Here is a 26,288-nt window from a genome sequence, read left to right on the forward strand (position 1 = left end):
CGTGCTGACTCTCCATGGACACGGTGGGCGGGCCTGCTTCTCGCACTGGCCCTGCTGTCCACCGGCTGTGTGTCGCTCACACCACCGCCCGGCCAAGGGATGAACCTGCGCTACACGCCACGCGAGGCTGTCGCGTCCGCACAAGAGCCAGGCGCTGGGCCTCCGCGGGCCCTCCCCTCTCCGCCTGAGCCCGAGACACCCCGGCGGCTCCATCAACGCCGGGCCCCACCGGAGTCCAAGACGGCGGCAGGCCGAGACGGCGGCGCTCTCGCGACCCATCTGGCATTTCGCGGTGCCGTTCTCGACGTCTCGGGCGCCAGTCGACGAATCTCCGGAGAGTTATCCAGACTCAAGGCCAGCGAGCGGGGCATCGCCGGCAGAGCCGCTGGCGTGTTCATCCGCTACGTCGAGTATGGCGAACGCCAACTGCGGTGGATTGACGTCGAACTCGCTGCCGCCACCCGGCTGGCCAACGCTGCTTCCGAGGTGGATGACCCGGACATGCAGCTCGCCCTCTTGCGCCTTGCCGGCCCACGGATCGAAGCCACCATGATGAGTTCGCTCCTGCTCGCGGCATGGCTCGACTTCCTCAATCTCGTCGACGTGGTGCTCGCGCAGGGCATCATCAGCGTGGAGACGCTGTTCGTGGACATGGATCGTTTACAAAAGATGCTCGATCCCACCATGACGGCGCTCTCCTCCCTGGAGCCAGGGCAGGTGCAGGCCGCAGCAAAAGACCTCCCCGCGCTCATAGGTCATCTCTCCGGCGAGTTCAATTCGACCACGGAGACTCTTCGCGCAGCGATGAGGCGCAGGGAGCAGGTGATTTTATTGGCTCAGATCGTTGAGATGGTCACGATGTTATCAGCGATGAAAATATCGTTGCCCTCACTGCCGCCGTCCACTCCCGCTACGCTTGGAGTGGGCTTGGTGATGGGAGGCGACGGTGTAATGATGGGCACGCGGATGGTCGTCTCCGCCGAGTGGGTGGAGATGATGCGCCGACTCGTGCAGGCGGGCGTCCTCTCTCTTCCCGCCGTCAGCGCCGCTGTCCGTATTCACGCTGGCCAAGCGATATGGCACAGGCGCAAGACGATTTGCCGCGCGGCGTGCGCGAGGCTCTCGGGGACGGGCCCGAGGTGCGGAGCATGCGGGTGACGGGCAAAGGCGGAGCTGGCATGGCCGAGTCACCGCAGCACCATGTCCTACCGAAAGAGTTCCGCGATTGGTTCGAGCAGCGCGGCTTCACCGGCGAAATGGACATCAACCAGTTCTGCGTTGAGCTGGAGCAGGCACACCACCAAGCAATACACGGCGGTGGGAACTGGCGCCTCGGCCGCACATGGCCCGGTGAATGGAACCAGATGATCATGAAGGCGCTGCGCGATGCCGAGACCGTCGCTGGCCGGATGCTGACGCCGAACGCGATCCTGAAGCTCGTCGCTCGGGAGATGAGGCGCCATAATATTCCGGTGAACTTCACTCCTTGGAGAGGGCGATGAAAGAGGGACATTCCTGGGAGGGCAACTGGAGGGTCCGCCTGTATGAGCGGGTCCGCGAGCGCGGCTACGATTCACTCACCGCCTTCGCCGAGGCGCGCCCTACCCTCCCGCTGGTAGAGCTGGCCCAGGAGCTTGGCGGAGACGACATCAACGCAGTGCAGGTCTTCAGCGGGTTGGTCGCCGAAGCGGAGCGGAGCAACCGACTCACCCGCCTGGTACGGGGGCAACTCGTGCGAGAGCTTTGGGAGGGTCTCCCCAACGGCTGGCCAGCCGTGCTGGACGAAGAAGCTCGTTTAGAGGTCGCCATTACCCTGGGGTCGTGGAGTGCCTTCACTCCAGTCACCCATGAGGAGCGTGCCAGGCAGGTCATGGCGGCCCTTCTCGCCACGCCACCACCGCCAGGTTGGCGCCCGCTCGGGCCCGACGACGAGTTGCTGCGCATGCTGCTGCCTGACGAGGATGTCTAGCTCGAGTCTTGGGGATGGCCCGGGGCCTCGTTCACGGCTCGACGGATTGTGGCAGCCTCCTGGGTTTGGAGACCGGCATGTAGCACTTGCCCTGGTACTCGGCCTCATTCGTGTCGTCGCACGGAGGCTTTTGAGCGGTCTCCACCCAGCACCCCCCGTTGATCTCCACGACAACCTTCTTGCGCGGGCAGGGAGCCACCACCTGATTGAGAAAGGGCTCCTTGGGCATGGGATAGGCGGGAACCGTCGGCTCCACCGCCGCGAGGTCGACGGGGGACGGAGTCTCCTCGCGTGAGGCGGTCCCCGTGGCCGACTCCCGACCATGGGGCGCCGGGCTCGCGGAAAGACTCGCCAGCAGCCACACGCCCAGGCCGAGCATGAGCCCCTTCCAACTCGCGACAGCGTGCCCCGTGCGTTGGCCTCCGGCGGGGTGTGAGGAGAGCTGGCCCGAGGCGAGGTGGGCCCGGAGCCGGTCACTGTCCTGCACGCGGGTTACCGCGGCACTCGTGAGCACGAGCAGGTCCGCCAGTTCCACCACGGGCATCGATGCGGGCGCTTCCTCCACCCGCACGGTCACCGTGACCGGCTCTGGCTCACACAAGAGGCTCACCCGCCAGGGCCCCTCGGGCCGCCACTCCACGCGCTCGGTGGGCAGCAGTTGCAGCACCGCCTTGCCCGTCTCCACATCCCAGGCGTCGTGAAGGCGGCCCAGCTCGGGACCCACTTCGTCGTAGGCACCGCCCCGCTCGAAGGGCCCCCTCCCTCCACCCTTCCCGCTCGTCTCGTCCGCCACGTGACTCCCTCCCAGCCCGACGCCCAGCAGACTGGATTTGACCTTTCGAGTCAAGATGAAGAACATGTCCTCACGGGTAAGTATCCCCAGCTCGCAGCGGTTGGGTTAAACAGGATGCATGCACGTCTTCGAGATCATCATCGCGTTGTTGCTCGCCGGTGCGGGCCTCACCGCGCTGTCCCAACGCATCGGGACTCCCTACCCGGCGATGGTGGCGCTCGCCGGCGCCGCCCTGGCGCTCGTGCCCGGCACGCCGACACTGGTCCTGGATCCCGAACTCGCGCTCACGCTCTTCGTCGCGCCGGTGCTGCTGGACGCCGCCTTCGATGCGTCCCCGCGCGACCTCCGGGCGAACTGGCGGACCGTTGCCGGCCTCGCCCTTGGCGCCGTCGCACTCACCATCGTCGTCGTCGCGGGGGTGGCCCGCCTGCTCGTGCCCGGCATGCCCTGGGCCGTCGCGGTCGCGCTCGGCGCAATCGTCGCGCCCCCTGACGCGGCGGCCGCCACCGCCGTCCTCAAGCAGCTCCGTCCGCCGCATCGACTCCTCGTCATCCTCGAGGGCGAGAGCCTCTTCAACGACGCGAGCGCGCTCTTGATCTACCGTCTCGCCGTCAGCGCGACGCTCGCGGGCACGCTGTCGGGGACAGGCGTCATTCCCTTGCTCCTCGTCGTCACCGTGGGCAGCGTGGTGCTCGGGTTCGTGCTGTCGCGGGTCATCCTCCTGGTGACCCCGCGGATACACGACGTCGCCCTCGCGGTCGTCGTGCAGTTCTGTGGGACGTTCGCGGTCTGGATGCTCGCCGAGCGGCTCCATCTCTCCGGCATCCTCACCGTGGTCGTCTTCGCGATGGCGACCGCCCGCCGCGCCGCGGACATCACCCCGGCACGCCTCCGGATCCCCTCGTACGCGGTCTGGGAGTTCGCCGTGTTCGTGTTGAACGTGCTCGCCTTCATCCTCGTCGGGTTCCAGCTCAAGGCGATCCTCGGCCGGCTCGACTCGAGCACGCTCGTGGAGTACGCGGGCGTCGCGGGCGCGGTGTGCGTCGCGACGATCCTCGCGCGCATCGCCTGGGTGTCGGGCGCCGCGGCCTTCAGTCGCTGGCGGTGTCGTCCAGCGCCGGACGGCACGGCGGGGCCTCACGACACGGTGGCCCTGTCGAAGCGCGCCGCGGCGGTCGTCGGGTGGTGCGGCATGCGAGGGATCGTGACGCTTGCCGCGGCGCTTGCCCTTCCAACCGGCGGGTCCGACGGGCCCGGGTTTCCCTACCGCGACCTGGTCCTGTTCACCGCCTTCTCTGTCGTGCTCGGAACGCTCGTCGTCCAGGGCATGACGCTGCGCCCACTCCTCAACATGCTCCAGCTCGAGGACGACGGCTCGGTGGAGCGAGAGGTGCGACTCGCCCGTGTCGAGACGTTGCGCGCCGCGCTCTCGGCCACCACGGCCGAGCTGCCCGGCGAGGAGCTGTCGGGGCTGCTGCGTCGCCGCTACGAGCTCATGCTCCGGCGCGCCGAAGCGGAGTTGGCCGGCAATGGCAACGAGCCTCACGGGGCGGCCGAAAATGATGGCCGCGCGTTCGTCGACGCGGCGGCCATCGCGCGCAGGGCCACCTCGGCCGAGCGACATCGGCTCCTCGCGCTGCGGGCGGACGGCACCATCGGCGATGCGGCCTTCCAGCGAGTCGAGCAGGAACTCGACCTGGAGGAGCTGGACTTGCAGCAGCTCGCTCCCAGTGCCGACTCGGGGGGGGCTGTCGGCGACGGGCAATCCCGGAACCGAGCCCGCCCCGGTTGAGTGGCGCTCCGCGGCTTCAGCCTGCGGCGGGCTCGACCCACGCCTTGCGCACGTTCGACTCGTAGAGCGCGCCGATCACCCGCTCCACCTCGAGGGCCCGATTGAAGCTGGCGAGCGGTTCACCGCCGTTGCGGACCGTCGTCGCGAAAGCGTCGAACAGACGCACCATCGACAGCAGTTGCCCGCCCGTCGAGGGGTCGCTCCCCACGCTCGGGTCGAGCACCTTGCCCCGAACGGTGAACAGGCGCTCGGGTACCGGCACCTCCTGGCCCTGGGGAGCCATCGTGCCCAAGGCCGCCTTCGCGGCATACAGCCTGGCCGTCGCCACGCTCGGATAGCGCAGCGCCTCCAGACGCAGCCGCCCCTTGCTGCCGAAGGCCTCGATCCAGAAGCCCGGGCTGTCCGCCGCCGTCCACGACGTGGCCATCGTGCCCATCGCGCCGTTGGCGAAGCGCAGGAGTGCGTGACACGTGTCGTCGGTCTCCACCGTCATGGTCTCGCCCGGCGAGAGCTCCCACGTCTTCAGCTGGGTCTCGATCCGGCCGACCACCGATTCGATCCGGCCGAACACGTGCCACAGGGCGTGCAGCATGTGCGAGCCGTGATTGCGGGTGACGCTGACCCCGTGGCCAGCCTTGCCGAACCAGACATAGGGGAAGAAAGGGATGACCGGCAGGAAGTAGCTCATCTGCCAGTGGCAGTGCACTTGAAAGACCTCGCCGAGGTAGCCCTCGTCGATCATCTCCTTCATCAGCGTCAGGTGCGGCAGGCCCACCACGCTGGCCGCCACGGCGCCGGTGACGCCCTTGTCGCGCTGAAGCTTCACCAGACGCTCGGCGGCCTCCCGCGACGGTGCGAACGGCAACTGGTTGAAGACATGCTTGCCGCCGTTCAACGCCGCCGTCACCAGCTTCTCCCGCAGGACGGGGCTGGTGCCGGCGTCGATCACGTCGATGTCCGGATCGGCGCACATCGCCTCGTAGCTCCAGAACGGCCGGGCGATGCCGTGTTCCCTGGCCGCCGCCTCGGCCGTCTCCTGGCGCGAGGTGCAGATCGCCGTGACCTCCACGTCGTCGCTCAACATCCGCCAGGCGGGCAGATGGGTCCTGGCGCCCCAGTTCGCGCTGATGATCCCCACGCGCAGCTTGCCCGCGCGCGCCTTCGTTTCGAGCATTTGCACTCCTCCTGCCGACGCTCTCGGCCCAGACATGTAAACGCCTGTTTACTTACGACGGCTACCAGGCTGTGTCCAGGATGTACGCGGTGAGGAGGGCTGTCCGCGCAGGGGAGCGCTGCGCTCGGCTGGGGTTGTAGAGGAGTACGGGCCCCACTGTTAAGCACCGCTTAAGAGCCTATTGGTTCCCTGACGCGTAGTCATCCGAGGCTCTGGGGCGTACTTCTTTTCATCAACGGGGCGCAACGGCTCCTCCCCCACATCCATCTGGAGAAACATGCGCACCGTCAATGCCTACGCGGCCACGGCCGCGACCAGGCCCCTCGGTCCGACCACCATCCAGCGTCGTGACCTCGGCCCGCACGACGTCCTCATCGAGATCAAGTTCTGTGGCATCTGCCACTCCGACATCCACCATGCTCGCAGTGAGTGGGGCGCGGCGACCTACCCCGTCGTCCCCGGCCACGAGATCGCCGGAGTCGTCGCCCAGGTCGGCTCCAAGGTCACCCGGCATGCCGTCGGCGACCGCGTCGGTGTCGGCTGTCTGGTCGACTCCTGCGGCGACTGCGCGAACTGCCGCAAGGGGGAGGAGCAGCTCTGTCTCAAGGGGAGCACCCTCACCTACGGCAGCATCCGCCAGACCCAGGAGATGCTGAACTTCTGCGCCAGGCACCGCATCGGCGCCGACATCGAGGTCATCCCGGCCAGCAAGATCAACGAGGCCTACGAGCGCGTGCTCGCCTCCGACGTCCGGTACCGGTTCGTGATCGACGCCGCGACCCTGAAATAGCCGCGGCCCCGTTCTTCCCAAAAAGGTACTCGAAAGGAGAAAACACAATGCAGAAACGCAGACTTGGAAACAGCGGCCTGGAGGTTTCGGCCATCGGCCTCGGCTGCATGGGACTGAGCTTTGGCTATGGCCCGGCAACGGACACGCGGGAGGCCATCAAGCTGATCCGGTCGGCCTTCGAGCGCGGCGTCACCTTCTTCGACACCGCCGAGGCCTACGGCCCCTACAAGAACGAAGAGCTCGTGGGCGAAGCCCTTGCCCCCTTCCGGGACCAGGTGGTGATCGCCACCAAGTTCGGCTTCGAATTCGATGCCAATGGCGGGCAGAGCGGCATGAACAGCCGGCCGGAGCACATCAAGCAAGTCGCCGAGGCGGCGCTCAAGCGGCTCAAGACCGACCGGATCGATCTCTTCTATCAGCACCGCGTCGACCCGAACGTGCCGATCGAGGAGGTCGCGGGCGCGGTGAAGGAGCTGATCCAGGCAGGCAAGGTGAAGCACTTCGGTCTTTCCGAAGCGGGAGTAAAGACGATCCGTCGCGCGCACGCGGTCCAGCCGGTCACCGCGCTCCAGAGCGAATACTCCCTGTGGACGAGAGGCCCCGAAGCGGAAGTGCTGCCGACCCTCGAGGAGCTCGGCATCGGCTTCGTTCCCTTCAGCCCCCTGGGCAAGGGCTACCTGACGGGCAAGATGAACGAGCAGACCAGCTTCGACAAGAGCGACTTCCGCAACAGCCTTCCCCGCTTCACGCCGGAGGCGCTCAAGGCGAATCAGTCCCTCGTCGAGCTGCTCGGCAAGGTCGCGGAACGGAAGAAGGCGACCCCTGCCCGGATTGCCCTGGCATGGCTCCTCGCCCAGAAGCCGTGGATCGTTCCCATTCCGGGCACCACGAAGCAGCACCGCCTCGAGGAGAACATCGGAGCCGCCCACGTGGAACTGACGCCTGACGATCTCCGTGAGATCGAGAGCGCCGCCTCGAAGATCACCGTGCATGGGGCTCGCTATCCCGAACACCTGGAGAAGAGGACCGGTCTCTGAGCCAGATGGGACGGAGCCGCGGAGACTCAGGCAAGGGAGCGTCGCATGCGCGTTGGCATTCTCGGTTCGGGATTGATGGGGGGCAAGCTGGGGACGCTCTTCGCGCGTGCCGGCCACGAGGTCGTGTTCAGCTACTCACGCAGCCAGGAGAAGCTGAAAGCGCTCGTGCGGGATGCCCGCGGGAACGCGCGAGCAGGAACACCGCGTGAGGCCGCGCGGGACGCGGACGCGCTCCTTCTGGCCGTGCACTGGTCCCAGGTGGACGATGTATTGGCCCGGGCAGGCGACCTGTCGGGCAAGGTGATCGTGAGCTGCTCGCTTCCATTGAACGCGAGCAACACCGACCTCGTCGTCGCCCACACCTCTTCGGGTGCGGAGGAGCTCGCGAAGAAGGTTCCCAGGGCCCGGGTCGTCCTGGCGTTCAACAACGTGCCGAGCGAAGTGCTTTTTGGTGTCTTCGAGGTCCGACAACGAACCACCAGACCCAGCCTCGTGTACTGCGGGGATGATTCGAGCAGTAAAGGGATTGCCGCCGAGCTGATTCGCGACGTGGGGTTCGAGCCCATGGACGCGGGCCCCTTGCGGATGGCCCGTTACTCCGAGCCGTTCGCGGTGCTCGTCGCTCAGCTCGCGTACACGGGAGAAGGAAGCCCGGAACTGGCGTACCGGTTCGAGCGGTGGAGTTGAACAGGACGCATGCACGTCTTTGAGCGCATGTGATTCACAGCACGTGCCTGGCCAGCTCCCGGGCGGCGTCCACGAAGAGGCGCAGTGCCGGGGAGCGCTGCGCACGGCTGGGAAAATAGAGGAAGAAGCCGGGCACCGTGGGCGCATAGGACTCGAGTACCCGCCGCAACCGGCCCTCGCGTAGCTGCTCCTTCACCGCGGGCTCGGAGGCGTACGCCAGCCCCAGGCCCTGCTCCGCCAGGGTCACCGCCAGCTGGCTGTCGTTGGTGACGACGCCCCCGCGCACCGGCACGCGCCAGTTCCTGCGGCCCCGCTCCAGCTCCCAGGCATAGAGCGCGCCGGTGGTCCGCATGCGGAAGGTGAGGCACTCGTGGCGCAGGAGATCCTCGGGGCGCTGGGGCGTCCCGTGGCGCTCGAGGTAGCTCGGGGCTCCCACCACCACGAAACGGAAGGCGTCGGTGAGCCGCACCTGCACCATGTCGCGCTCGATGGCCTCGCTCAGCCGCACCCCCGCGTCGTAGCCCTCCGCCACGATGTCCACGAAGCGGTCCTCGATGACGACCTCCACCTCCACCCGCGGGTGGCGCGCGCGGAAGGTGGGGACCACCGGCGTGATGACGTAGGGCACCGCCGCCCGCGGCACCGACAGTCGCACCCGGCCCACCGTCTCTCCGGGTCGAGCGGAGACCTCGGTGAGGGCGGCGAGCGCCTGTCCCAGGGCGGGGCCCGCGCCCTCCACGAGCCGCCTGCCCGCCTCCGTGAGCGACACGCTGCGCGTCGTGCGGGTGAGCAGCACCACGCGCAGCTGCTCCTCGAGCTGCCGTACCGACTGGCTCACCGCGGGGGTGGAGACGCCGAGCTCGCGTGCCGCGCCGCTGAAGCTGCGCAGGCGCGCCACGGCGAGGAACACTTGGAGTTGCGGGAAGGGAGCCGTATTCATCGCGGGAGCACCTGTGGGTTTCCGCCTCGTGATACCCAGGAGTTCAAGCTCACTGTGAAGCACTGCTTAAGAGCCTATTGGTTCCCTGGCACATAGTCATCCGAGGATCTGGGGCGTACTTCCATGGAAGCTCCTCACGAGAGGTTCACCGTCATGCCGCACTCCCGCCGTTCCATCCTGGGGGCCTTGGCCGGCGCGCTTCCGCAGCTCGGGAGCGATCTGCGGGAGGCGCTTCGCGGCAAGAGTATCCCCTCCATCTTGAACCTGGTGGTGGCCCATGGAGGCGAACTCTCGCTCGGCTTCGTGGCGGGCGCCTGTGAAAGTGACCTGCGCCGCGGGCCGGCAGTGGCGGGAGTTCCTCGAGGGGTGGAGCTGACGCCTCACTATGAAGCACTGCTTCAAGGCCTGTTTGCTCCATGGCGCCTAGTCCTCGGCGGGACCGGGGCGTACCTCAACAGTGAGCCACCCATCACCCCACCGGAGAATGGAATGAAACTCCTCGCCGCGACACTCTTCTCGCTCCCGCTGCTCGGTATGGCCATTGCCCAGGCCAGCCCGAAAAGCGCACCTCCCGACGCGGGCGTTTCCCCGGTCGCCTCGCGCGGAGGGACTCCGGCGCTGAGCATCACGCGCAGTGGCTCGCAACCCTCCACCAAGGGTCCCGCCGAGAACTTCACGGGCACCGTGCGCGTCGACCCGCTCTTCACGGCGAACGCCCCCGCGCGCACCTCGGGCGCCTCCGTCACGTTCGAGCCTGGCGCCCGCACGGCGTGGCACACCCACCCGCTCGGGCAGACGCTCATCGTGACGTCCGGCGCCGGTCGCGTGCAGCTCTGGGGCGGCGCCGTCGAGGAGATTCGTCCGGGCGACGTGGTGAGGATTCCGCCCGGTCAGAAGCACTGGCACGGCGCATCCCCGACCACCGCCATGACCCACCTAGCCATCCAGGAGGGGCTCGACGGCAAGGTGGTCGAGTGGATGGAGAAGGTCACCGACGCGCAGTACGGAACGCAGCCCTGAAAGGAGAACGAACCATGAGCACCCCCAAGCCCACCACCGCCGCACAGAAGGCCATCGGCGACTTCGCACCGAAGCTGGTCGAGCTGACCGACGATGTACTGTTCGGGGACGTCTGGGAGCGGCCGCAGTTGTCCAAGCGCGACCGCAGCCTGATTACCTGCGCGGCGCTCGTGGCGACCGGAAAGACGGAGCAGATGAACTTCCACTTCCCGCGCGCCCTCGAGAACGGCGTGACGCAGGAGGAGTTCGTCGAGCTCATCACCCACCTGGCCTTCTACGTCGGCTGGCCCAACGCCATGTCGGCCATCACGCGTGCCAAGGAGCTGTTGGGGAACAAGCAGCCCTGAGCTCCAATCAGTTGCACCCCATCGCTCGCTCCCATCTTGCTGGAGGCCTCAGACCTTCCTCGCCCCTGACGCCGGGGCCGCACGGGCCAGCGTGCCCGTGACGAGCGTGACCAGCATTGCCTGGAGCGTCGGCGCGAACTGGATGCGGAACGCCTCCAGAGACCGGTCCACCTCGTAGGCGGCGAGCACGCTCCTGGACGCGCGGGAGTGGGTCCAGATGGCGGTGGTGGCCAGGAGGGCATGGTTGCACACCTCCTGCGCCCGCTCGCCGAGCTCCGGCAGGCAGCGCCGCGAGCCAGTCCTTCCAGGCCTGGTCGAGCAGCTCGAGGAGCACGGCCTCGCGCGACTCGAAGTAGCACGTTGGACTTCGCGAGCCCCACGCGCCGGGCGAGCTCGTTGAGGCCCACCTCGGCCACCGGCATCTGCTCGAGCATCGCAGCCGCGGTATCGAGGATGGCACGGCGCCGGACCTCCCGCTGCTCCTCGCTGCGCGCGCGCAGGAACTCGGCCTCCGCTGGCGCGCCGCGCCGCCCTCCAGCCCTCCCCAGGGGCGCCTCGCGGGACGTTCCATGCTCCCTGCGCTGGCGCTTCGCTTTCACACTGGCAACCATGGGAGCGAATAATAAGGAACCGACGGTCTCTTATCCATCTGACCCAACAGAGTTGAATTCCAACCCAAGGCTGCGTCCGACGAACGCAGCCTGCCAATGAGAGACAAACATGCTTGAAGTCGCAGTTCTGGACGATTACGCCAATCTGGACAGGATCGCGGCAAGCGAGACAGGCATCGCTGTCATTTCAACCAATATCCAGCCCCCTGCCTCCGGCCTGGCGGTGATGATGAACTCGACTCCTGAGCTGGCCTGGGGGCTGATGATGGCAACCGTTCGCCATATCGCGGAAGAAGATCGCAACATCCGCCTAACCCTTCACGAGGAAACACGAGGTCTCGTCGGAGCGAATGAACTCGCTTCGATGAAGCGTGAGTCTTACCTGATCAACACGTCGCGCGGGCCCATCGTTGATGAAGCCGCGCTCCTCGCCGCCCTCCGAGCAGGAACAATCGCAGGGGCGGGGTTGGATGTCTTCGACGTCGAACCATTGCCTGCCGACGCTTCTTCGCAGCGGGCAAATAACGATCGCGGCCTGTCTTCATGAACTACTCGCCCATCATCCTCCATTGTCACACACTCGTCACGGAGTCTCTTTGGGGGCCCGACGGGTTGTGACGGATTCTTGGATTTTGCGACTGGCATTCGGTGTTTTGAATACGCATTGACGTTCTGGGACTTTTCGTGTTTTTCCTGGATGGCATTTTTCTTTCCGACTCACCCAGGAAGCCGTCGAGCGCGTACACCCGGAGGTCATGTAATGAAAAGAATGGGGATGTTGCTGAGCGCGGTGCTGTTCACCACCGCGTGTGGAGGCGGCGTCGCGGAGGAGGAGTCGGCGCTCACGGGGTGGGAGCAGCGGCTCGCCGCCCCCGTGTCCTTCTTCCTCCAGACGTCGAGCAATGACTGGTGGATGGAGGCCCGGATCACGGCCTCCCCCGCCCCGGCGCGGGTGGAGGTGTCGGTGAACGGGGGCTCGTGGACGGCGTTGAGCCAGGCCGCCTGGGACGCCAACGTCTGGACCGGCAGCCAGTCCTTCGCGGGGACGCAGGTGCGCCTGCGCGCCGTGAACGCCGGGGGCACGGCCACCTCGTGCTCGGCCCTCTTCCAGCCGGGGGCCACGCTGTCCCTGTGCGCCTCGGACGGCGTGTACGGGACGACCCCGGGCACCGACGCCGGCACCGATGCGGGCACCGATGCCGGTTCGGATGCGGGCTCGGACGCCGGGACCGACGCGGGCACCGATGCCGGAACCGATGCGGGGACGGACGCCGGAACGCCGCCGCCGGGCGCCGCGGGCTACCTGCACACCGAGGGGGCGAAGATCCTCTCGTCCACGGGTCAGGTGGTGCGCCTCACCAGCGTGAACTGGTTTGGCTTCGAGGGCCCCTCGCGCGTGCCCTACGGGCTGGATCGCCGCGCGCTGGGCAGCCTGCTCGATCAGGTGAAGTCGCTCGGCTACAACTCGCTGCGCCTGCCCTACAGCAACACCATGCTGCGCGACGGGGTGTCCCCGGATCCGCTCAGCATGAACAACGCGCTCAATCCGGAGCTCGCCGGGCTCACGTCCCTGCAGGTGATGGATCGCATCATCGCGGCGGCCGGGGCGCGCGGGTTGCGCATCGTGCTCGACCGGCACCGCCCGGACTCCAGCAGCCAGTCGGAGCTCTGGTACCGCTCCAACCGCGCCACCGAGGAGCAGGCGTGGATCGATGACTGGAAGATGCTCGCCCAGCGCTACAAGGGCAATCCCACCGTGGTGGGCGTGGACCTGCACAACGAGCCGCACGGCCGCGCCACCTGGGGCGATGGCAACCTCGACACCGACTGGCGGCTCGCCGCCGAGCGCGCGGGCAACGCCATCCTCGGCGTGAACCCGGATCTGCTCATCATCGTGGAGGGCATCGAGATCTATCAGAACAACTGGTACTGGTGGGGCGGCAACCTGCGCGGCGCGCGCGACTACCCGGTGCGGCTCAACGTGCCGGGGCGCGTGGTGTACTCGGCGCACGACTACCCGGAGAGCGTCTACGGCCAGCCGTGGTTCCAGAACAAGGGCTCCACCGGCTACCCGGCCAACCTGCCGGGCGTGTGGGACGCCACCTGGGGCTTCCTCGTGAAGGAGAACCGCGCCCCGGTGTGGCTCGGCGAGTTCGGCACCAAGCTGCTCATCGACTCGGATCGTCAGTGGATCCAGACGCTCACGGCCTACCTCTCGGGCAACGGAATGAGCTTCGCCTTCTGGTCGCTCAATCCCAACTCCGATGACACCGGTGGCCTGCTCCAGGACGACTGGACGACGGTGCAGCAGGCGAAGCAGACGTACATCGCCCCCGCGCTCGCGCCCCTCATCCCCTGAGCACCCCCCTCGCGGGCTCCCCGGATGCGCCGCCATGGCGCTCCGGGGCGCTCGCGTCCGGCACGGGTTGTGTCCCCCTGACGCGCGAGGCGTCACCCACCCGGCCCGCAACCGCCCTCCCCCTCCCTGAGCGAAGACCCGCACCCGACCGCTCGGGTGGGGTGCGCACGTTGTCTTGAATTCTCTAGACGACCGGTCTATTCATTTCCCATGGCGAAACCTCCCGAGAGCCGCTCGCGAACCGAGCGGCGTGGGCAGCGCGAGGACACACGCGAGCGTCTGGTGCGTGAGGGCCTGGGACTGGTGCTGGAACAGGGCTGGGCGGCGACCGGCATCGACGCGGTGTTGCGCTCGGTGGGGGTGCCCAAGGGCTCCTTCTACCACTACTTCTCCAGTAAGGACGCCTTCGGCTTCGCCCTGCTCGACAGCTACCAGGCCTTCTTCCTCAAGCGGCTCGAGCGCTGCTTCGGCGCGGCCTCGGACGCGACCTTCGCCGCCCAGCTCTCCAGCTTCCTCGAGGAGTCCACCGAGGGCATGCGCCGCTTCGACTGGCGGCGCGGCTGCCTCATCGGTGCGCTCGGACAGGAGCTGGGGGGACTGCACGAGGACTTCCGCGTGCGGCTCGACGCCTCGCTGGCCGCCTGGGAGTCAATCCTCGCCGCCGCCCTGCGCCGTGCACGGGCGCGTGGGGAGATCGAGCCCTCGCTGGACGCGGACCGGCTCGCGCGCGGCTTCTGGTCCACCTGGGAGGGCGCGGTGCTGCGCGCCCGGCTCGCGCGCTCGCCCCTCCCCCTGACCGTCGCCATCGATGACTTCCGCCACCTCATCCACCCCCGAGGAGAACCCCATGTTCAAGGCCCTGGTGCTCGAGAAGAACCCTGACTTCACCGCCCACGTCCGCGAGGTGGACGAGGACTTCCTGCCCGAGGGTGATGTCACCGTCGCCATCCGCCACTCGACGCTCAACTACAAGGATGGACTGGCCATCACGAACCGCTCGCCCGTGGTGCGCTCCTGGCCGATGGTGGCGGGCATCGACGGCGCGGGCACGGTGACCGAGAGCCGCCATCCCGCGTGGAAGGTGGGCGACCGGGTCGTACTCAACGGCTTCGGCGTGGGCGAGACGCACAAGGGTTGCCTCGCGCAGCGTGCCCGGCTCAAGGGCGAGTGGCTGGTGCGCCTGCCCGAGGCCTTCGACACCCGTCAGGCCATGGCCATCGGGACGGCGGGCTACACCGCGATGTTGTGCGTGCTCGCGCTCGAACGCCACGGCCTGAAGCCCGGTGCCGGCGAGGTGCTCGTGACGGGAGCGACGGGGGGCGTGGGCTCGGTCGCGGTCGCGCTGCTCTCGAAGCTCGGCCACCAGGTGACGGCCGCCACGGGCAAGGCCTCCGAGGGGGATTATCTCCAGGCGCTGGGCGCCAGCCGCATCATCGACCGCGCCGAGCTGTCCTCCCCCGGCAAGCCGCTGCAGAAGGAGCGCTGGGCCGCGGTGGTGGATTCCGTCGGCAGCCACACGCTCGCCAATGCCTGTGCGCAGACGCGTTATGGCGGCGCCGTGGCGGCCTGTGGGCTCGCGCAGGGGGCGGACCTGCCCGCCACGGTGATGCCCTTCATCCTGCGGGGGGTGTCGCTGCTGGGTATCGACAGCGTCATGGCGCCGCTCGCCCTGCGGCAACAGGCCTGGGAGCGCCTGGCGCGCGACCTGCGCCCGGAGACGATCCAGGCGATCGGCGCGCTCGAGGTGCCCCTGTCCGGAGTAATCGACGCGGCCCGGCGCCTGATGGACGGTCAGGTGCGCGGGCGCATCGTCGTGTCGACCGAGGGCTGAGCGGGGCGTCAGAGGCCCGCGCGCAGGCGGTTCCAGTCGAAGTTCTCGGCGGGATCGCTCTTGCGGCCCTTGGGCACGGCCACGTCCTTGTGCCCGAGGATGTTGTTGGCGGGCACCTTGTACTCCTGCTTGAGGTAGCCCACGAGCTGGGTGAGGGACTTGTACTGGGCGTCGGTGAAGGGCGTCTTGCCCGAGCCGTCGTTGACGATCTCGATACCGATGGAGCGGCCGTTCACGTCGGTGGGCACCCCGTGCAGCTCGCCCTTGCCCGCGTGCCAGGCGCGCTTCTCGTCGCCCACCAGTTGGTAGATCTTCCCGTCGCGGTCGAGCATGTAGTGGGCGGACACCTGGCTCTGGGGATTGCGCATCCAGGCGAGGTCCCCCGCCCCGTTGTTGGAGCCCGTGTGATGCAGGACGATGGTGTCGATGTCCGCCCCGCCGCGCGAGTTGGAGTTGGGCGAGGGCGCGTTGACGACGGGCGGCTTGGTGAAGGTGCCGGGCTTGGGGGGCTTGGAGTCCGAGCCGAGCGCCTTCTTGAGCGCCGCGTGGGTCAGGTCCCCGTAGTAGCCGGTGGTGGGCAGCTTGTGGTCCGCCTGGAACTTCGTCACCGCGGCCTTCGTCTTCTCGCCGAAGATGCCGGGGCCGGTGGCCACCTGGGCCTTCGTCATGTAGCCGAGCTTCACCAGCGCGTCCTGCAACTGCTTCACCTGGGGGCCCCGGTTGCCGAGCTCCAGGCCGGCGGGCGGCGCGGTCACGGTCGTGGCGGCGGCCGTACGGGCGGTGGCGGCGGTGGAGAGGGCGTTGCGGATTTGCATGGGCGTCTCGGGAAATGAGGATTCTCGATTATCGCGAGACGATGGCGACAGTTGCTCCCCCGCCCCTCGCCCATCCCCATTCGAGCCGGAAGCCGCCCCCGCGCTCCCGCGTTCCGAGAGAGCCGGTGGCCGAACCCTCGGGAGTCGCTCGGCCACCAGAGCCTCACTGCATCGACAATGCCCAGCTATAGTTTCCGTTCGAACCCAGAGAGGTCAGCGTCGCCTTGCAGGTAGCGGACGTGCTGCCCCGGGAGGTGCCCGAGCCGCTCGGCGTCCAGTACCCGGAGGTGCCCAGGATCGGGTTGGGCGGGGTGTAGATGGTGCTCAGGTTGAAGCGGCAGACCTTGTTGCCGTTCGTGTACTCGAAGACGAGGGCGGTCGAGGTGCCGCAGTCCGTCTGGTGCGTCACCGAGATCCCGTTGGCCGCGACCGGGCCGAGGCTCGGGATGATCGTCCCGCACGTGTTCTGATATGTATTGGTAATCGCGCCGGTGGTGATCTTGTTCTGAACCGTGAACGTCAGGGTAGCCGCCTGAGCGGAGCCCATACCCAGTGCGGCCACCGAAATCGCGGCGAACAGCGTGCTGCTCTTCATGAACAACCCCCAAAGGAGGGAAACCAGTTTCCCCGGGGGGGATTAAGCGCAGCGGCTGCGTTCTGTCCAGAATGTGACAGTGAGCGACCCTACCGCCGGGAGGCCTTCACCTCGCGGCGCCGCGCGTGGAGGATCCACTCGGTGTAGCCGTTGGGCTGCTCGCGGCCCTTGAAGATGAGCTCCCTCGCGGCCTGGAAGGCCACCCCATCGAACCCCGGCCCCAGGGGCCGGTAGCCCGGGTCCCCCGCGTTCTGCCGGTCCACCACCGCCGCCATCCGCTTGAGCCCCTCCAGCACCTGGGCCTCCGTCACCACGCCGTGCCGCAGCCAGTTGGCCACGTGCTGGCTGGAGATGCGCAGCGTGGCGCGGTCCTCCATCAGCCCCACGTCGTGGATGTCCGGCACCTTGGAGCAGCCCACCCCCTGATCGATCCAGCGCACCACGTAGCCCAGAATCCCCTGGAGGTTGTTGTCCAGCTCCTGGCGCACCTCCTCGGGCGTCCACTTCGCCTCGGGGGCCAGGGGGAGCGTGAGCAGCGCGGACAGGGACGTGGGCGCGCGCTGGCGCAGGGCCTCCTGTCGGGTGGCCACGTCCACCTCGTGGTAGTGCAGCGCGTGCAGGGTGGCCGCCGTGGGCGACGGCACCCAGGCGGTGTTGGCGCCCGCCTGGGGGTGGCCCACCTTCTGCGCCAGCATGTCGGCCATCTTGTCCGGCGCGGCCCACATGCCCTTGCCGATCTGCGCGCGGCCCTTGAGCCCACACGCCAGCCCCACGTCCACGTTGCGATCCTCGTAGGCCTTGATCCACATCGTGGACTTGATGTCGTTCTTGCGCACCATGGGTCCCGCCTCCATGGAGGTGTGGATCTCATCGCCCGTGCGATCCAGGAAGCCGGTGTTGATGAACACCACCCGGTCGCGCGCCGCGTGGATGCACGCGGCGAGGTTGGCGCTCGTGCGGCGCTCCTCGTCCATGATGCCGATCTTCAGGGTGTGGGCGGGCAGGCCCAGCAGTTGCTCGACGCGCGAGAACAAGTCGTCGGCGAAGGCGACCTCCTCGGGGCCGTGCATCTTGGGCCGCACCGTGTAGACCGAGCCCGCGCGGCTGTTGCGCCGGGCGTTGGGGCCGCGCAGGTCATGCAGCGCGACGAGCGAGGTGACGACGGCATCCAGGATGTTCTCGGGGATGGGCGCGCCGTCCTTGTCCAGCACGGCGTCGGTGTACATGTGCAGGCCCACGTTGCGCACGAGCATCAGGCTGCGGCCGTGCAACGTGAGCTCGCCCCCGCCCGGCTTCGTGTAGACGCGATCCGCGGCCATGCGGCGCTCCACCTTCTTGCCGCCCTTGTCGAAGTGCGCCGACAGCGTGCCCTTCATCAGCCCGAGCCAGTTGCGGTAGAGCAGCACCTTGTCCTCGGCATCCACCGCGGACACGCTGTCCTCGCCGTCCATGATGGCGGTGAGCGCGGACTCCACGAGCACGTCCGCCACGCCCGCCTTGTCCGTGCGGCCCACGGGGTGGTCGCGATCGATGGACAGCTCCACGTGCAGGCCGTGGTTGACGAACAGCAGGGCCGAGGGGCGCGACGGCTCGCCACGCAGGCCGGCGAACTTCGCGGGCTGGGCGAGGCCCGTGCGCTGGCCCTCCGCGAGGGTGGCCACCACGGCGCCCCCTTCCACGGCGTAGGACGTCACGTCGCGGTGCGAGTCCCGGGCCAGGGGGAAGGCCTGATCGAGGAAGGCCCGGGCGCGGGCGATGACACGCTCGCCGCGCACGGGGTTGTAGGGCCCCGAGCGCGTGGCGCCCCCGTCCTCGGGAAGGACGTCGGTGCCATAGAAGGCGTCATAGAGGCTGCCCCAGCGGGCGTTGGCGGCGTTGAGGGCGTAGCGCGCATTGGTCACCGGCACGACGAGCTGCGGGCCGGCGACCCGGGCGATCTCCTCGTCCACGTTCGCGGTGCCCACACTGAAGGGCGGAGGCTCGGGCCGCAGGTAGCCAATCTCCTCCAGGAAGGCCAGGTAGGCCTTGGGATCGAACGGCCGGGGGTGGGCGCGGTGCCAGTCGTCGATGGCCTTCTGGAGGGCGTCCCGGCGCTGGAGCAGGGAGCGGTTGACGGGGGCCAACGCGTGCACGAGGGCATCCAGTCCGGAGCCGAACGCCTCGGCGTCCACGCCCGTGCCGGGCAGCGCCTCCTGCATGAGGAAGGCATGGAGCCGGGAATCCACCTGCAAGCCGCCCACTCGAATGCGCTGCATCTATCCATCCCCTTTGGCTGAATGACCGCGCTCACGACGCGGTGCCTCCTCCTTGGCAGATGGGTCCAGGCTTGTCGACGGGAGGATGCGGGCTCCCGTGCGGGACGTCACAGAGCGACGGCTCGGAGACGGCCCCAGGGCCCGGACACCTGTCGTCACGTGAACGAACTCCCAAGGGGCCTACCGGCGAGCCCGTGGCGCGGTGCGCCCGAGGATTCGCTCGGCGGCCGACAGCAGGTACTGGTTCAGCTCCGTGTCCGAGAACGAGGGGAACCATGCCGCCGCGTTGCGCAACCCACCGAGCGCCACCGCCAGGTACACCTGGTCCTCGGGCGTCATCGACTCCTCCCCGAAGAGCAGCCGGATGCGCTCGGCGAAACGATCCATCTTCTCGCTGACTACCGGGCTCGCCGCCGCGATCGGATCCTGTTCCAGCAGGCTCAGCAGCCCCCGGTGCTTGACCAGCAACGACACATAGCCCCGCACCGCCATGCGCCAGCGCGCCGCCCTCCCCGGCTCGGCCTCCGCCTCGTCCAGGAACCGTTGCAGATCCGTGAATGCCGGTTCCGCCACGGCCGCCAGCAAATCCTCCTTCGTGCGGAAATGGTAGGACACCGCCGCCTTGGACAACCCCATGGCCGTGGCGATCATCTGGATGGACGCGCCCTCGTAGCCATGTTCCGTGAACAGCTCGAGCGCCGTGCGGATCATCCGCTCCCTCGTCTGCTCCGATTCCGCCCTCATCCGTCCTCCTCTCCCGTCACTGTATGGACTGGACGAGCGTCCAGCAATCCACTGGACGATCGTCCAGCAAGCACTTGACGATCGTCCAGTCACTGGTGATACAAGAACTGGACGATCGGCCAGCAATCCCGTTGGCCGAGGCTCGGCAGTGCACCAGGACAGGGAGGACGTCATGATCGCGACGGAGCAGGACAGCGGGTTGCCCGGCAGGTGGGTCCATCACGAGGCCGCGCGGGCCCGGCATGGCCAGAAAGCGGACTTCACGGCACGCATGCTGTCCGTGGGAGATCCCCTCGCGGACGCGGTGATCCGCGAGTTGGACGCGCTGGGCAAGGACGGCAGGCAGCAACTCAACGCCGGCCTCGCCCACGGCCTGGACAGCTTGAAGGATCCACCGCCGGCCATCGCCGCGCTGCTGCGCCAGCTCGAGACCGTGCCCGAGTGGGTCGACCGCGAGGCGCTGCACCAGGGCGACGTCGTGTCCCAGTCCATTCCACCGCTCTGGAGCGACCTCGCCTTCTCCGCCGGCTCGCTGGTGCACACCTACCGTGCGCCGGCCATCGCCCGGTTGCTCACGCGCACCGGCCAGCTCGCCACCCAGGCGTCGAGGCGGCTGTTGGAGACAGGCATCTGGCGCGTGCACAGCATGCTGCCCGGAGGGCTGGTGCGCGGTGCGCCCGGCTACATCCACACCGCCCAGGTCCGGCTGCTGCACGCCCGGGTGCGCGCCACCGCGCTCCAGCACGGCTGGGAGCACCAGCAATGGGGCGTCCCCATCAACCAGACCGACGTCGCGCGCACCTGGCTGGACTTCACCGTGGTGCCCTTCCGCGCCCTGGAGACACTCGGCTTCTTCCTCACCGAGCCGCGGCAGGAGGCCCTCTACCGGCACTGGTGGTACGTCGGCTACCTGTTGGGACTGGACGAGGGCTTCTTCCTGCCCGTGCGCAACCATGCCCAGGCCGGGGAGTTGCTCGACCTGGTCGACTCCACCCTCACGCCGCCGGACGAGCACACGCGCGCCCTGACCGCGGCCCTGCTGGACGCCACCGCGCAGGTGCTCTGCTCGGTGAAGGGCTCGCCCTTCACCGTCCCCATGGCCCGGCAGATGCTCGACACCCTGACGCGCACGTTCCAGGGCGATACAGCCGCCGACGCCCTGGGCATTCCGCCCGCGTCCGGAATGGCGCTGCTCCCGCTGATCGCGCTGGGCAATGCCGAACTCCAACGCTGGCAGCTCCACTCACCCGAGGCCGCGGCACGAGCGCGCGAGGAGCACCTCGCCCTCTACCACGCGCGGATGACCCTGGCACCCGATGGGACGGAGTACCAGAAGCACGTGAAGGCCGTGGACTGAGACGGCACCCCTGGCCGATTCGCCGACAAGCTTGGACATCAAACAAGCAGCCATCAAACACACATCGTGTGTGCGCTACCCCGGCGGCAGCATGTGTCACCAGCGTGTCACGCACGCTGAGCGCTCTTCGGGGACCGGCGGCGCAGCCAGAGCATCCCTTTGCACTGTCACTGACTCGAGCGCACCACCGCGGCGCGAGCGGCGCACGGGGCGCCACCTCCTCGTTACGGGAGGAAAGCATATCTTGATCTTTCTTCTTGGACTCCTCTATACCGGCACGCCGCATCTTTGAGAGGAGATTGCCTTGAAACTGGTTGCCTTGAAGAGGGCTCGGACCGCTCTGTCATTGCTGCTTCTGGCGTCGTCCCCCGTGATTGCCGCCACCCCGGAGCGTGTGGATGCGTCGCTGCGCCGCGCGAAGGAACTGGAACCTGCCGCCCCGGTCGCGGCCACTACAGGTCACAAGAAAGAGCCGAAGATCCATGGCCGGGTCGACCTGCAACGGCTGACGAACCAGGCAGCGGTAGGCGACACCACCTCGTTCGCGGGTAACAACACACCGGGAACCGCGCAGTACCTTGACCTGAACACCCAGGTGAGCGCCCCCCTGGCCACGCCGGGCGAGCAGGCCTGGTACTACGTCTACGTGCCGGCCAATGGCAAGGTCACGGCTTTTCTCCAGACGGTGAACAACGCCAGTCTGGACTATGATCTGTACCTCTACAAGTACAACCCGGTGGACGGCTCGCTCGCGCCGCAGGCCTATTCGTTCTACGCGCCCACGCACTATGAGCAGGCCAGCACTTCCGCTGCCACGGGTGACTTCTACTTCATCATGGTCCATGCCTATCAGGGGGCGGACCCCGTCAACCCCTATACACTGGCCGTCTTGTACTCATCCCTTCCCGACGTGGATGAGCCCAATGACAACCCCTGGCAGGCCAGGAGCGCCGTCGATGGGGTCACGGCCATTCGCACGCTGGACAACGGCTTCGACGAGGACTGGACCCGCATCACCCTCACCCAGGAGAACACCTTCGCGTTTTCGTTGAGCACGGCGGCCACGGGGGCCTATCAGCTTCACCTGTTTGGCACCAACATCCATGGCGCGCCGCTCGCCACCGTCAACAAGAACACCCAGGCCGCCTTCACGTTGTCTCCCGGCACCTGGTATGTGCGCGTGCTCTCGCTCGACTCCGTGCTCCCCGCCGAACCCTATACCCTCCGCGTGGCCGTGGCGGCTGGCGCGCTGACGGATGTCAAGGTTCTCAACCACGCCGGGGTCGAAGATTATATCAACTATGGACAGGGCCCTTCCTGGCGCATCCAGACGGCCGCTACCTTCCAAGGCGTCTTGAAGGACCGGTACGGCCGCGTGCTGCCGAACACCCCCGTAAACCTCGTCGTCTACACACCGAGCACCTACCGGAAGGAGACCTCTGCCAGCGGCCTGTCGGATGCCAATGGCGCATTCAGCATCCCGGTGGATCTGCCCGCGGCTCTTGGCACACTGCCGTATGACTTCGTGTTTGGGGCGGAGTATTATGATCTCGCCAACTTCCGCCTGTCCGCGGACGGTGTCTCGGTCGGCAGACACCTCTATCACTACGCCTATACCCGGTGGTACCCGGTCGATCCCTGAGAAGGGCTGGGTTCAAGGAGTCACTCAGCCCGGCATCGGCCCCACGTAGCGGGAAGCGGGGCGGATGAGTCGGCCGGTGGCCCGCTGCTCGGCGACATGGCCCAGCCACCCGGCCGCAGGCGAACGCGGCCGGGAACAGCGAGCGCTCCGGCCCCACCGCATCGAGCAGGCTGAGACAGCACTCCTGGCCGATTCACTGACAAGCTTGGAAATCAAACAAGCAACCATCCATACGCACATCATGTGTGCGCTACCCCGGCGGCATCTACCGACGTGCCGCATGTGCTGAGCGCACATCAAGAATCGGCAGCACAGCCAGAGCATCCCTTTGCACTGTCACTGACTTGAGCGCACCACCGCGGCGCGTCATCCTGAAATCTAACATCCTCATCATTGACGCTCAACGGCATGAAAAGTAGAATAAGCAGCCAACCATGAAAAACCTACTTAAATTCGCCGTGCCGATCGCGCTCGTCTCTACCGCTTGTAGCACCGACGACACCATCGCGACCGACGGAGTGGGCGACACCGTGGGGGCCCCGCTACTGGCGTCCCCCCTGGCATTTCCAGGTGCGCAGGGATTTGGCAAGAACGCAACGGGCGGACGGAACGGCACGGTCTACCACGTGACCAATCTCAATGACTCGGGCGCTGGCTCCTTCCGGGATGCCGTCAGCAGCTCGAACCGGATCGTCGTGTTCGACGTGGGCGGCTACATCCAGCTCAAGACCGCCGTGTCAGTCAAAAGCAACATCACCATCGCGGGCCAGACGGCTCCGGGAGAGGGCATCGGGTTCCGGGGCGGGGAGATCTCCTTCGCCAAGTCGTCCAACATCATCTGTCGGTACCTGCGCATTCGTCCGGGGAGCGAGACCGCGAGCACCACGGACGACGCGCTGAGCCTCTACCGGGCGCGCAACGTGATGATCGATCACTCCTCCTTCGAATTTGGTCCCTGGAACAACATCGATGGAGTCAGCGACGACTGGCAGAACGCCCCCGTCACGGACATCACCATACAGGACTCCCTGATCGCCAACCCCACGGGGCAACAGTTCGGCGCTCACACGGAGTCCGTCTCGAGTCAGTGGGCCTGGTACCGCAACATCTTCGCCCATTCCCACAACCGGAACCCGCTCGCCAAGATCAACACGGTGTTCGTCAACAACCTGATCTACAACTACTCGGCGGCCTACACGACGCACACCAGCACGAACTTCAAGCACGACATCCTGAACAACTACTTCGTCTTCGGGCCGGCCTCCACGGGGACGGACAACACCTGGTTCCAGGTCGACAAGAACCAATCCATCTACTACCAAGGCAACCTCAAGGACACGAACCGCAACGGCAAGCTCGACGGCGCGACGACGACGCCCTACTGGTATCAGGGGCCGGGCACGGTGCTCTCGAGCCCCTGGTCCAGCGAGACCACCGCGACCGCCCCCCTCGACACCGCCTCCGCGGCTCGCGTGGCGATCTCCATGGCGGGGCCGCTGCCGCGGGATCCGGTGGATGCGCTGCTCATCAGTCAGGTGTCGAAGCTGGGCAGCGGAACGACGGGGACCGGGGCCAACACCGCCGGGCCCGACGGAGGGCTCTACACCAGTCAGGCGCAGACCGGCCTCCCGAACAACGGCTATGGCTCCATCGCAGGTGGCTCGCGGCCCACGGACACGGACAACGACGGCATGCCCGACACCTGGGAAATGGCGACCGGGTCCCAGCCGAACGTGAATGACGCGATGACCAAGGCCGCCGACGGCTATGCCCTCATCGAGCACTACATCAACTGGCTGGCGGAGCCGCATGCGTCCACCACCGCGGGGACCGCCGTGAACATCGACTTGTCCGCATGGACCGCCGGGTTCCTGAGCGTGTCCCCGACCTACACGGTGGCCGCGGCGAAGAATGGAACCGTCACGCTGCAGTCGGACGGGCACACCGCGCGCCTTCAGCCCGCGAGCGGCTTCCGCGGACTGTCGTCCTTCACCTTCACGGTGAAGGGTTCGGACGGCAGTGCTTACACGAAGGAAGTCGTGGTGCTGGTTGCTCCCTGACGCTGGCGGAGTGCCACCGCCTCAGATGCACCAGCCTCCGGCCATCGAGATGACCTGTCCAGCCATGAAGTTGCTGGCATCGGTGGAGAGCGCGAGAGCAAGCTCGGCGGCTTCATACCCTTCGCCGGTCCGGCCGGCCGGGATGTTGGCCACGAGCGAAGCGCGCATTCCAGGCTCGGCGAGCATCGCTGGAGTGAAGTAGGTGACGTTCTCCAGGTACGACGGGGCGATGGCGTTGAACTGCACGTTGTAGGGGGCAACCTCCGCGCCGGTGGCCAGGACGAAGGCGTTCTGGGCACCCCGTGCCGCGGAGTAGACCGCCAGCCCTGGGATGGCCCGGACGGCAACGGCGCTGGTGAAGGCCACGATCTTGCCGGAGCGCCGCTCGATCATCTGCGGAACGACCGCGCGAACGAAGCGGACCATGGGCCAGACGATCTCGTCCAGGTAGGCCTGGAAGTCTTCGTCGACGAAGTCCTGGACCTTTCCGAGCATCTTTGAATAGGGCGTGATCCTCAGGGGACCCGCGAAGTTGGTCACGAGCACGTCGATCCTTCCCGCTGCGTCGACGACCCGCTGGGGGGCCTTGGGGTCGAGGTAGTCGGTCGTGTCGGCGATGACCTCGGCCCCTTCCTTGGTGAAGAGCTCGCAGACCGGCGGGCCGGCATACCGGTCAGCGCTGGTCACGAGTACCCTGCGTCCACTCAATCGTCCGCTCATCCTGAGTCCCTATCCGAGAGTGAGAAGGCTGCTGCCAGGAGGGTTTGCCGTTCCGACCCGGACCGCGGACTTCCGGTTGTCCAGATGAACGCTGTAGTCGACATAGGCCTCGTACAGGTTGTCGATATTGGTGGTATCGAACCCGTCGAAGGGCTGACCAGACGGACCGTGAATCCGCTGGACGAGCTCGGAGAAGGGACCGTAAGGAACCTGGGGCGCCACGAACATCTGGCGAATTCCAGCACCCGTGCTGTCTCGGTAGGTGAGCACTTCGGTCATGAAGCGCCAACCGCGGGCAACCAGCTTGCGGTGGAGCTCTTCCATGTCCTCTTCGGGCCCGATGTTATAGGCCACGTGCTGCGGTCCCGCGCCGTAACGCTGGATGAACAGGTTGATGGCCGACTTCGGATCGTCACTGACCGAGAGACCCGTCATCATCGCCCATGGAAAGTTCGGATCATCGCCACTCGCCAGCGCGATATGCGCCGCGGGATATCGCGGGGTGTGGACGCGAACGTATTCCTTGAAGCCAAGCAAGCCCCATCGTGCGATGAAGTCGTTCTCGTCCTCGAACGCAGACACGTAGGTGATATGGTCGATATGTTGGATAGACACCACCGTCCGATAACAGACAAGAATAGTGAGGTCAAGACGCTCCCCAACGGGTGCTCCCCCGCCGGGTCCAGGGACACCGGATAATTATTCTATACATGTATTACACGTATTGCTCGTATTGCGGTTCTTCTTCGT

At 67.2% G+C, this 26,288-nt stretch carries 25 protein-coding genes and 1 pseudogene; 16 read left to right on the forward strand and 10 right to left on the reverse strand.

What is annotated here, in order from left to right; translation table 11 throughout:
• Positions 1-390 precede the first annotated feature (390 nt).
• Genes CYFUS_RS54365 through CYFUS_RS26590 form a run of 3 tightly spaced genes read left to right on the forward strand, consistent with a single transcriptional unit; the run spans position 391 to position 1,969 of the window.
• Entirely contained in the window at positions 391-1,158 is a 768-nt protein-coding gene (locus tag CYFUS_RS54365; RefSeq protein ID WP_332468290.1) for a hypothetical protein, read from the forward strand.
• Complete coding sequence (locus tag CYFUS_RS54370; RefSeq protein WP_332468291.1) at positions 1,077-1,502, forward strand: DUF2380 domain-containing protein; 426 nt, start codon at positions 1,077-1,079, stop codon at positions 1,500-1,502. The genes CYFUS_RS54365 and CYFUS_RS54370 overlap by 82 nt, the downstream gene beginning before the upstream one ends.
• Positions 1,499-1,969: an NUDIX hydrolase gene (locus tag CYFUS_RS26590; protein WP_095987781.1), complete on the forward strand. Its 471-nt coding sequence runs from the start codon at positions 1,499-1,501 to the stop codon at positions 1,967-1,969. The genes CYFUS_RS54370 and CYFUS_RS26590 overlap by 4 nt, the downstream gene beginning before the upstream one ends.
• A 31-nt stretch (positions 1,970-2,000) precedes the next feature.
• Here the strand turns inward: CYFUS_RS26590 and CYFUS_RS26595 are convergent, their stop codons facing one another.
• Complete coding sequence (locus tag CYFUS_RS26595; protein ID WP_095992242.1) at positions 2,001-2,762, reverse strand: hypothetical protein; 762 nt, start codon at positions 2,760-2,762, stop codon at positions 2,001-2,003.
• 118 nt (positions 2,763-2,880) lie between these two features.
• On the opposite strand from CYFUS_RS26595, the gene CYFUS_RS26600 reads away from it, so the two are divergent.
• Positions 2,881-4,554, forward strand: coding sequence for a Na+/H+ antiporter (locus CYFUS_RS26600; RefSeq protein ID WP_232536815.1), 1,674 nt, complete (start codon positions 2,881-2,883; stop codon positions 4,552-4,554).
• 16 nt (positions 4,555-4,570) lie between these two features.
• Here the strand turns inward: CYFUS_RS26600 and CYFUS_RS26605 are convergent, their stop codons facing one another.
• The gene (locus tag CYFUS_RS26605; RefSeq protein WP_198316080.1) at positions 4,571-5,728 is read right to left on the reverse strand and encodes a Gfo/Idh/MocA family protein; all 1,158 of its coding nucleotides are present in this window, start codon (positions 5,726-5,728) and stop codon (positions 4,571-4,573) included.
• 277 nt (positions 5,729-6,005) lie between these two features.
• Here CYFUS_RS26605 and CYFUS_RS26610 point away from each other — a divergent pair, with 277 nt between their 5' ends.
• From CYFUS_RS26610 to CYFUS_RS26620, 3 genes and pseudogenes are all read left to right on the forward strand, one after another.
• The gene (locus tag CYFUS_RS26610) at positions 6,006-6,518 is read left to right on the forward strand and encodes an alcohol dehydrogenase catalytic domain-containing protein (RefSeq protein WP_095987783.1); all 513 of its coding nucleotides are present in this window, start codon (positions 6,006-6,008) and stop codon (positions 6,516-6,518) included.
• A 47-nt stretch (positions 6,519-6,565) separates the two neighbouring features.
• The gene (locus CYFUS_RS26615) at positions 6,566-7,555 is read left to right on the forward strand and encodes an aldo/keto reductase (RefSeq protein WP_095987784.1); all 990 of its coding nucleotides are present in this window, start codon (positions 6,566-6,568) and stop codon (positions 7,553-7,555) included.
• 36 nt (positions 7,556-7,591) lie between these two features.
• Positions 7,592-8,242, forward strand: a pseudogene (locus CYFUS_RS26620) (NADPH-dependent F420 reductase); the annotation flags it as partial.
• A gap of 34 nt (positions 8,243-8,276) precedes the next feature.
• Here CYFUS_RS26620 and CYFUS_RS26625 read toward each other — a convergent pair.
• On the reverse strand, positions 8,277-9,182 hold the full coding sequence (locus CYFUS_RS26625) for a LysR family transcriptional regulator (protein ID WP_095987786.1): 906 nt from the start codon (positions 9,180-9,182) through the stop codon (positions 8,277-8,279).
• Between the two features lie 489 nt (positions 9,183-9,671).
• On the opposite strand from CYFUS_RS26625, the gene CYFUS_RS26630 reads away from it, so the two are divergent.
• Together CYFUS_RS26630 and CYFUS_RS26635 are read left to right on the forward strand one after the other, a co-directional pair.
• On the forward strand, positions 9,672-10,202 hold the full coding sequence (locus CYFUS_RS26630; protein ID WP_232536816.1) for a cupin domain-containing protein: 531 nt from the start codon (positions 9,672-9,674) through the stop codon (positions 10,200-10,202).
• Between the two features lie 14 nt (positions 10,203-10,216).
• Positions 10,217-10,549, forward strand: coding sequence for a carboxymuconolactone decarboxylase family protein (locus CYFUS_RS26635; RefSeq protein WP_095987787.1), 333 nt, complete (start codon positions 10,217-10,219; stop codon positions 10,547-10,549).
• 48 nt (positions 10,550-10,597) lie between these two features.
• Here the strand turns inward: CYFUS_RS26635 and CYFUS_RS54030 are convergent, their stop codons facing one another.
• Positions 10,598-11,257 carry a hypothetical protein gene (locus tag CYFUS_RS54030; RefSeq protein WP_269770155.1) on the reverse strand — a complete coding sequence of 220 codons (660 nt, stop codon included), beginning with the start codon at positions 11,255-11,257 and terminating at the stop codon, positions 10,598-10,600.
• Positions 11,258-11,269: 12 nt separating this feature from the next.
• Here CYFUS_RS54030 and CYFUS_RS26645 point away from each other — a divergent pair, with 12 nt between their 5' ends.
• The 4 genes from CYFUS_RS26645 (at position 11,270) to CYFUS_RS26660 (ending at position 15,350) form a co-directional block, all read left to right on the forward strand.
• The gene (locus CYFUS_RS26645) at positions 11,270-11,707 is read left to right on the forward strand and encodes an NAD(P)-dependent oxidoreductase (RefSeq protein WP_095987788.1); all 438 of its coding nucleotides are present in this window, start codon (positions 11,270-11,272) and stop codon (positions 11,705-11,707) included.
• A gap of 213 nt (positions 11,708-11,920) precedes the next feature.
• Complete coding sequence (locus CYFUS_RS26650) at positions 11,921-13,519, forward strand: glycoside hydrolase family 5 protein (protein ID WP_157758665.1); 1,599 nt, start codon at positions 11,921-11,923, stop codon at positions 13,517-13,519.
• Positions 13,520-13,729: 210 nt separating this feature from the next.
• Entirely contained in the window at positions 13,730-14,401 is a 672-nt protein-coding gene (locus tag CYFUS_RS26655; protein WP_095987790.1) for a TetR/AcrR family transcriptional regulator, read from the forward strand.
• On the forward strand, positions 14,367-15,350 hold the full coding sequence (locus CYFUS_RS26660) for an MDR family oxidoreductase (RefSeq protein WP_095987791.1): 984 nt from the start codon (positions 14,367-14,369) through the stop codon (positions 15,348-15,350). Before CYFUS_RS26655 ends, CYFUS_RS26660 begins: the two co-directional genes overlap by 35 nt.
• Positions 15,351-15,358: 8 nt before the next feature.
• Here the strand turns inward: CYFUS_RS26660 and CYFUS_RS26665 are convergent, their stop codons facing one another.
• The 4 genes from CYFUS_RS26665 to CYFUS_RS26680 all read right to left on the reverse strand — a co-directional run bounded on the left by CYFUS_RS26665 (position 15,359) and on the right by CYFUS_RS26680 (position 19,759).
• Positions 15,359-16,165, reverse strand: coding sequence for an N-acetylmuramoyl-L-alanine amidase (locus CYFUS_RS26665; RefSeq protein WP_095987792.1), 807 nt, complete (start codon positions 16,163-16,165; stop codon positions 15,359-15,361).
• Between the two features lie 163 nt (positions 16,166-16,328).
• On the reverse strand, positions 16,329-16,760 hold the full coding sequence (locus CYFUS_RS26670) for a hypothetical protein (protein WP_095987793.1): 432 nt from the start codon (positions 16,758-16,760) through the stop codon (positions 16,329-16,331).
• 89 nt (positions 16,761-16,849) lie between these two features.
• Positions 16,850-19,015: a malate synthase G gene (locus CYFUS_RS26675; protein WP_095987794.1), complete on the reverse strand. Its 2,166-nt coding sequence runs from the start codon at positions 19,013-19,015 to the stop codon at positions 16,850-16,852.
• 180 nt (positions 19,016-19,195) lie between these two features.
• A complete protein-coding gene (locus tag CYFUS_RS26680) occupies positions 19,196-19,759 on the reverse strand; it encodes a TetR/AcrR family transcriptional regulator (RefSeq protein ID WP_157758666.1) in 564 nt (187 codons plus the stop codon).
• Between the two features lie 172 nt (positions 19,760-19,931).
• Between CYFUS_RS26680 and CYFUS_RS26685 the strand changes: the two genes are divergently transcribed.
• The 3 genes from CYFUS_RS26685 to CYFUS_RS26695 all read left to right on the forward strand — a co-directional run bounded on the left by CYFUS_RS26685 (position 19,932) and on the right by CYFUS_RS26695 (position 24,818).
• Positions 19,932-21,116, forward strand: coding sequence for an oxygenase MpaB family protein (locus CYFUS_RS26685; protein ID WP_095987796.1), 1,185 nt, complete (start codon positions 19,932-19,934; stop codon positions 21,114-21,116).
• A 304-nt stretch (positions 21,117-21,420) separates the two neighbouring features.
• A complete protein-coding gene (locus tag CYFUS_RS52975; protein ID WP_232536817.1) occupies positions 21,421-22,758 on the forward strand; it encodes a hypothetical protein in 1,338 nt (445 codons plus the stop codon).
• Positions 22,759-23,192: 434 nt separating this feature from the next.
• Positions 23,193-24,818: an Ig-like domain-containing protein gene (locus tag CYFUS_RS26695; protein WP_157758668.1), complete on the forward strand. Its 1,626-nt coding sequence runs from the start codon at positions 23,193-23,195 to the stop codon at positions 24,816-24,818.
• 21 nt (positions 24,819-24,839) lie between these two features.
• On the opposite strand, the gene CYFUS_RS26700 is transcribed toward CYFUS_RS26695, so the two are convergent.
• Together CYFUS_RS26700 and CYFUS_RS26705 are read right to left on the reverse strand one after the other, a co-directional pair.
• A complete protein-coding gene (locus CYFUS_RS26700) occupies positions 24,840-25,505 on the reverse strand; it encodes an SDR family NAD(P)-dependent oxidoreductase (RefSeq protein WP_232536818.1) in 666 nt (221 codons plus the stop codon).
• A 42-nt stretch (positions 25,506-25,547) separates the two neighbouring features.
• Positions 25,548-26,153: a hypothetical protein gene (locus tag CYFUS_RS26705; RefSeq protein ID WP_157758669.1), complete on the reverse strand. Its 606-nt coding sequence runs from the start codon at positions 26,151-26,153 to the stop codon at positions 25,548-25,550.
• Positions 26,154-26,288: the final 135 nt, after the last annotated feature.

The organism is Cystobacter fuscus, assembly GCF_002305875.1.
Taxonomy (GTDB): domain Bacteria; phylum Myxococcota; class Myxococcia; order Myxococcales; family Myxococcaceae; genus Cystobacter; species Cystobacter fuscus_A.

Coding starts and splice junctions, on each gene's coding strand:
- CYFUS_RS54370 (WP_332468291.1), top strand. CDS start 1,077: ATGGCACAGGCGCAAGACGATTTGCCGCGCGGCGTGCGCGAGGCTCTC.
- CYFUS_RS26590 (WP_095987781.1), top strand. CDS start 1,499: ATGAAAGAGGGACATTCCTGGGAGGGCAACTGGAGGGTCCGCCTGTAT.
- CYFUS_RS26600 (WP_232536815.1), top strand. CDS start 2,881: ATGCACGTCTTCGAGATCATCATCGCGTTGTTGCTCGCCGGTGCGGGC.
- CYFUS_RS26605 (WP_198316080.1), bottom strand. CDS start 5,728: ATGCTCGAAACGAAGGCGCGCGCGGGCAAGCTGCGCGTGGGGATCATC.
- CYFUS_RS26610 (WP_095987783.1), top strand. CDS start 6,006: ATGCGCACCGTCAATGCCTACGCGGCCACGGCCGCGACCAGGCCCCTC.
- CYFUS_RS26615 (WP_095987784.1), top strand. CDS start 6,566: ATGCAGAAACGCAGACTTGGAAACAGCGGCCTGGAGGTTTCGGCCATC.
- CYFUS_RS26625 (WP_095987786.1), bottom strand. CDS start 9,182: ATGAATACGGCTCCCTTCCCGCAACTCCAAGTGTTCCTCGCCGTGGCG.
- CYFUS_RS26630 (WP_232536816.1), top strand. CDS start 9,672: ATGAAACTCCTCGCCGCGACACTCTTCTCGCTCCCGCTGCTCGGTATG.
- CYFUS_RS26635 (WP_095987787.1), top strand. CDS start 10,217: ATGAGCACCCCCAAGCCCACCACCGCCGCACAGAAGGCCATCGGCGAC.
- CYFUS_RS26645 (WP_095987788.1), top strand. CDS start 11,270: ATGCTTGAAGTCGCAGTTCTGGACGATTACGCCAATCTGGACAGGATC.
- CYFUS_RS26650 (WP_157758665.1), top strand. CDS start 11,921: ATGAAAAGAATGGGGATGTTGCTGAGCGCGGTGCTGTTCACCACCGCG.
- CYFUS_RS26655 (WP_095987790.1), top strand. CDS start 13,730: ATGGCGAAACCTCCCGAGAGCCGCTCGCGAACCGAGCGGCGTGGGCAG.
- CYFUS_RS26660 (WP_095987791.1), top strand. CDS start 14,367: ATGTTCAAGGCCCTGGTGCTCGAGAAGAACCCTGACTTCACCGCCCAC.
- CYFUS_RS26665 (WP_095987792.1), bottom strand. CDS start 16,165: ATGCAAATCCGCAACGCCCTCTCCACCGCCGCCACCGCCCGTACGGCC.
- CYFUS_RS26670 (WP_095987793.1), bottom strand. CDS start 16,760: ATGAAGAGCAGCACGCTGTTCGCCGCGATTTCGGTGGCCGCACTGGGT.
- CYFUS_RS26675 (WP_095987794.1), bottom strand. CDS start 19,015: ATGCAGCGCATTCGAGTGGGCGGCTTGCAGGTGGATTCCCGGCTCCAT.
- CYFUS_RS26680 (WP_157758666.1), bottom strand. CDS start 19,759: ATGAGGGCGGAATCGGAGCAGACGAGGGAGCGGATGATCCGCACGGCG.
- CYFUS_RS26685 (WP_095987796.1), top strand. CDS start 19,932: ATGATCGCGACGGAGCAGGACAGCGGGTTGCCCGGCAGGTGGGTCCAT.
- CYFUS_RS26695 (WP_157758668.1), top strand. CDS start 23,193: ATGAAAAACCTACTTAAATTCGCCGTGCCGATCGCGCTCGTCTCTACC.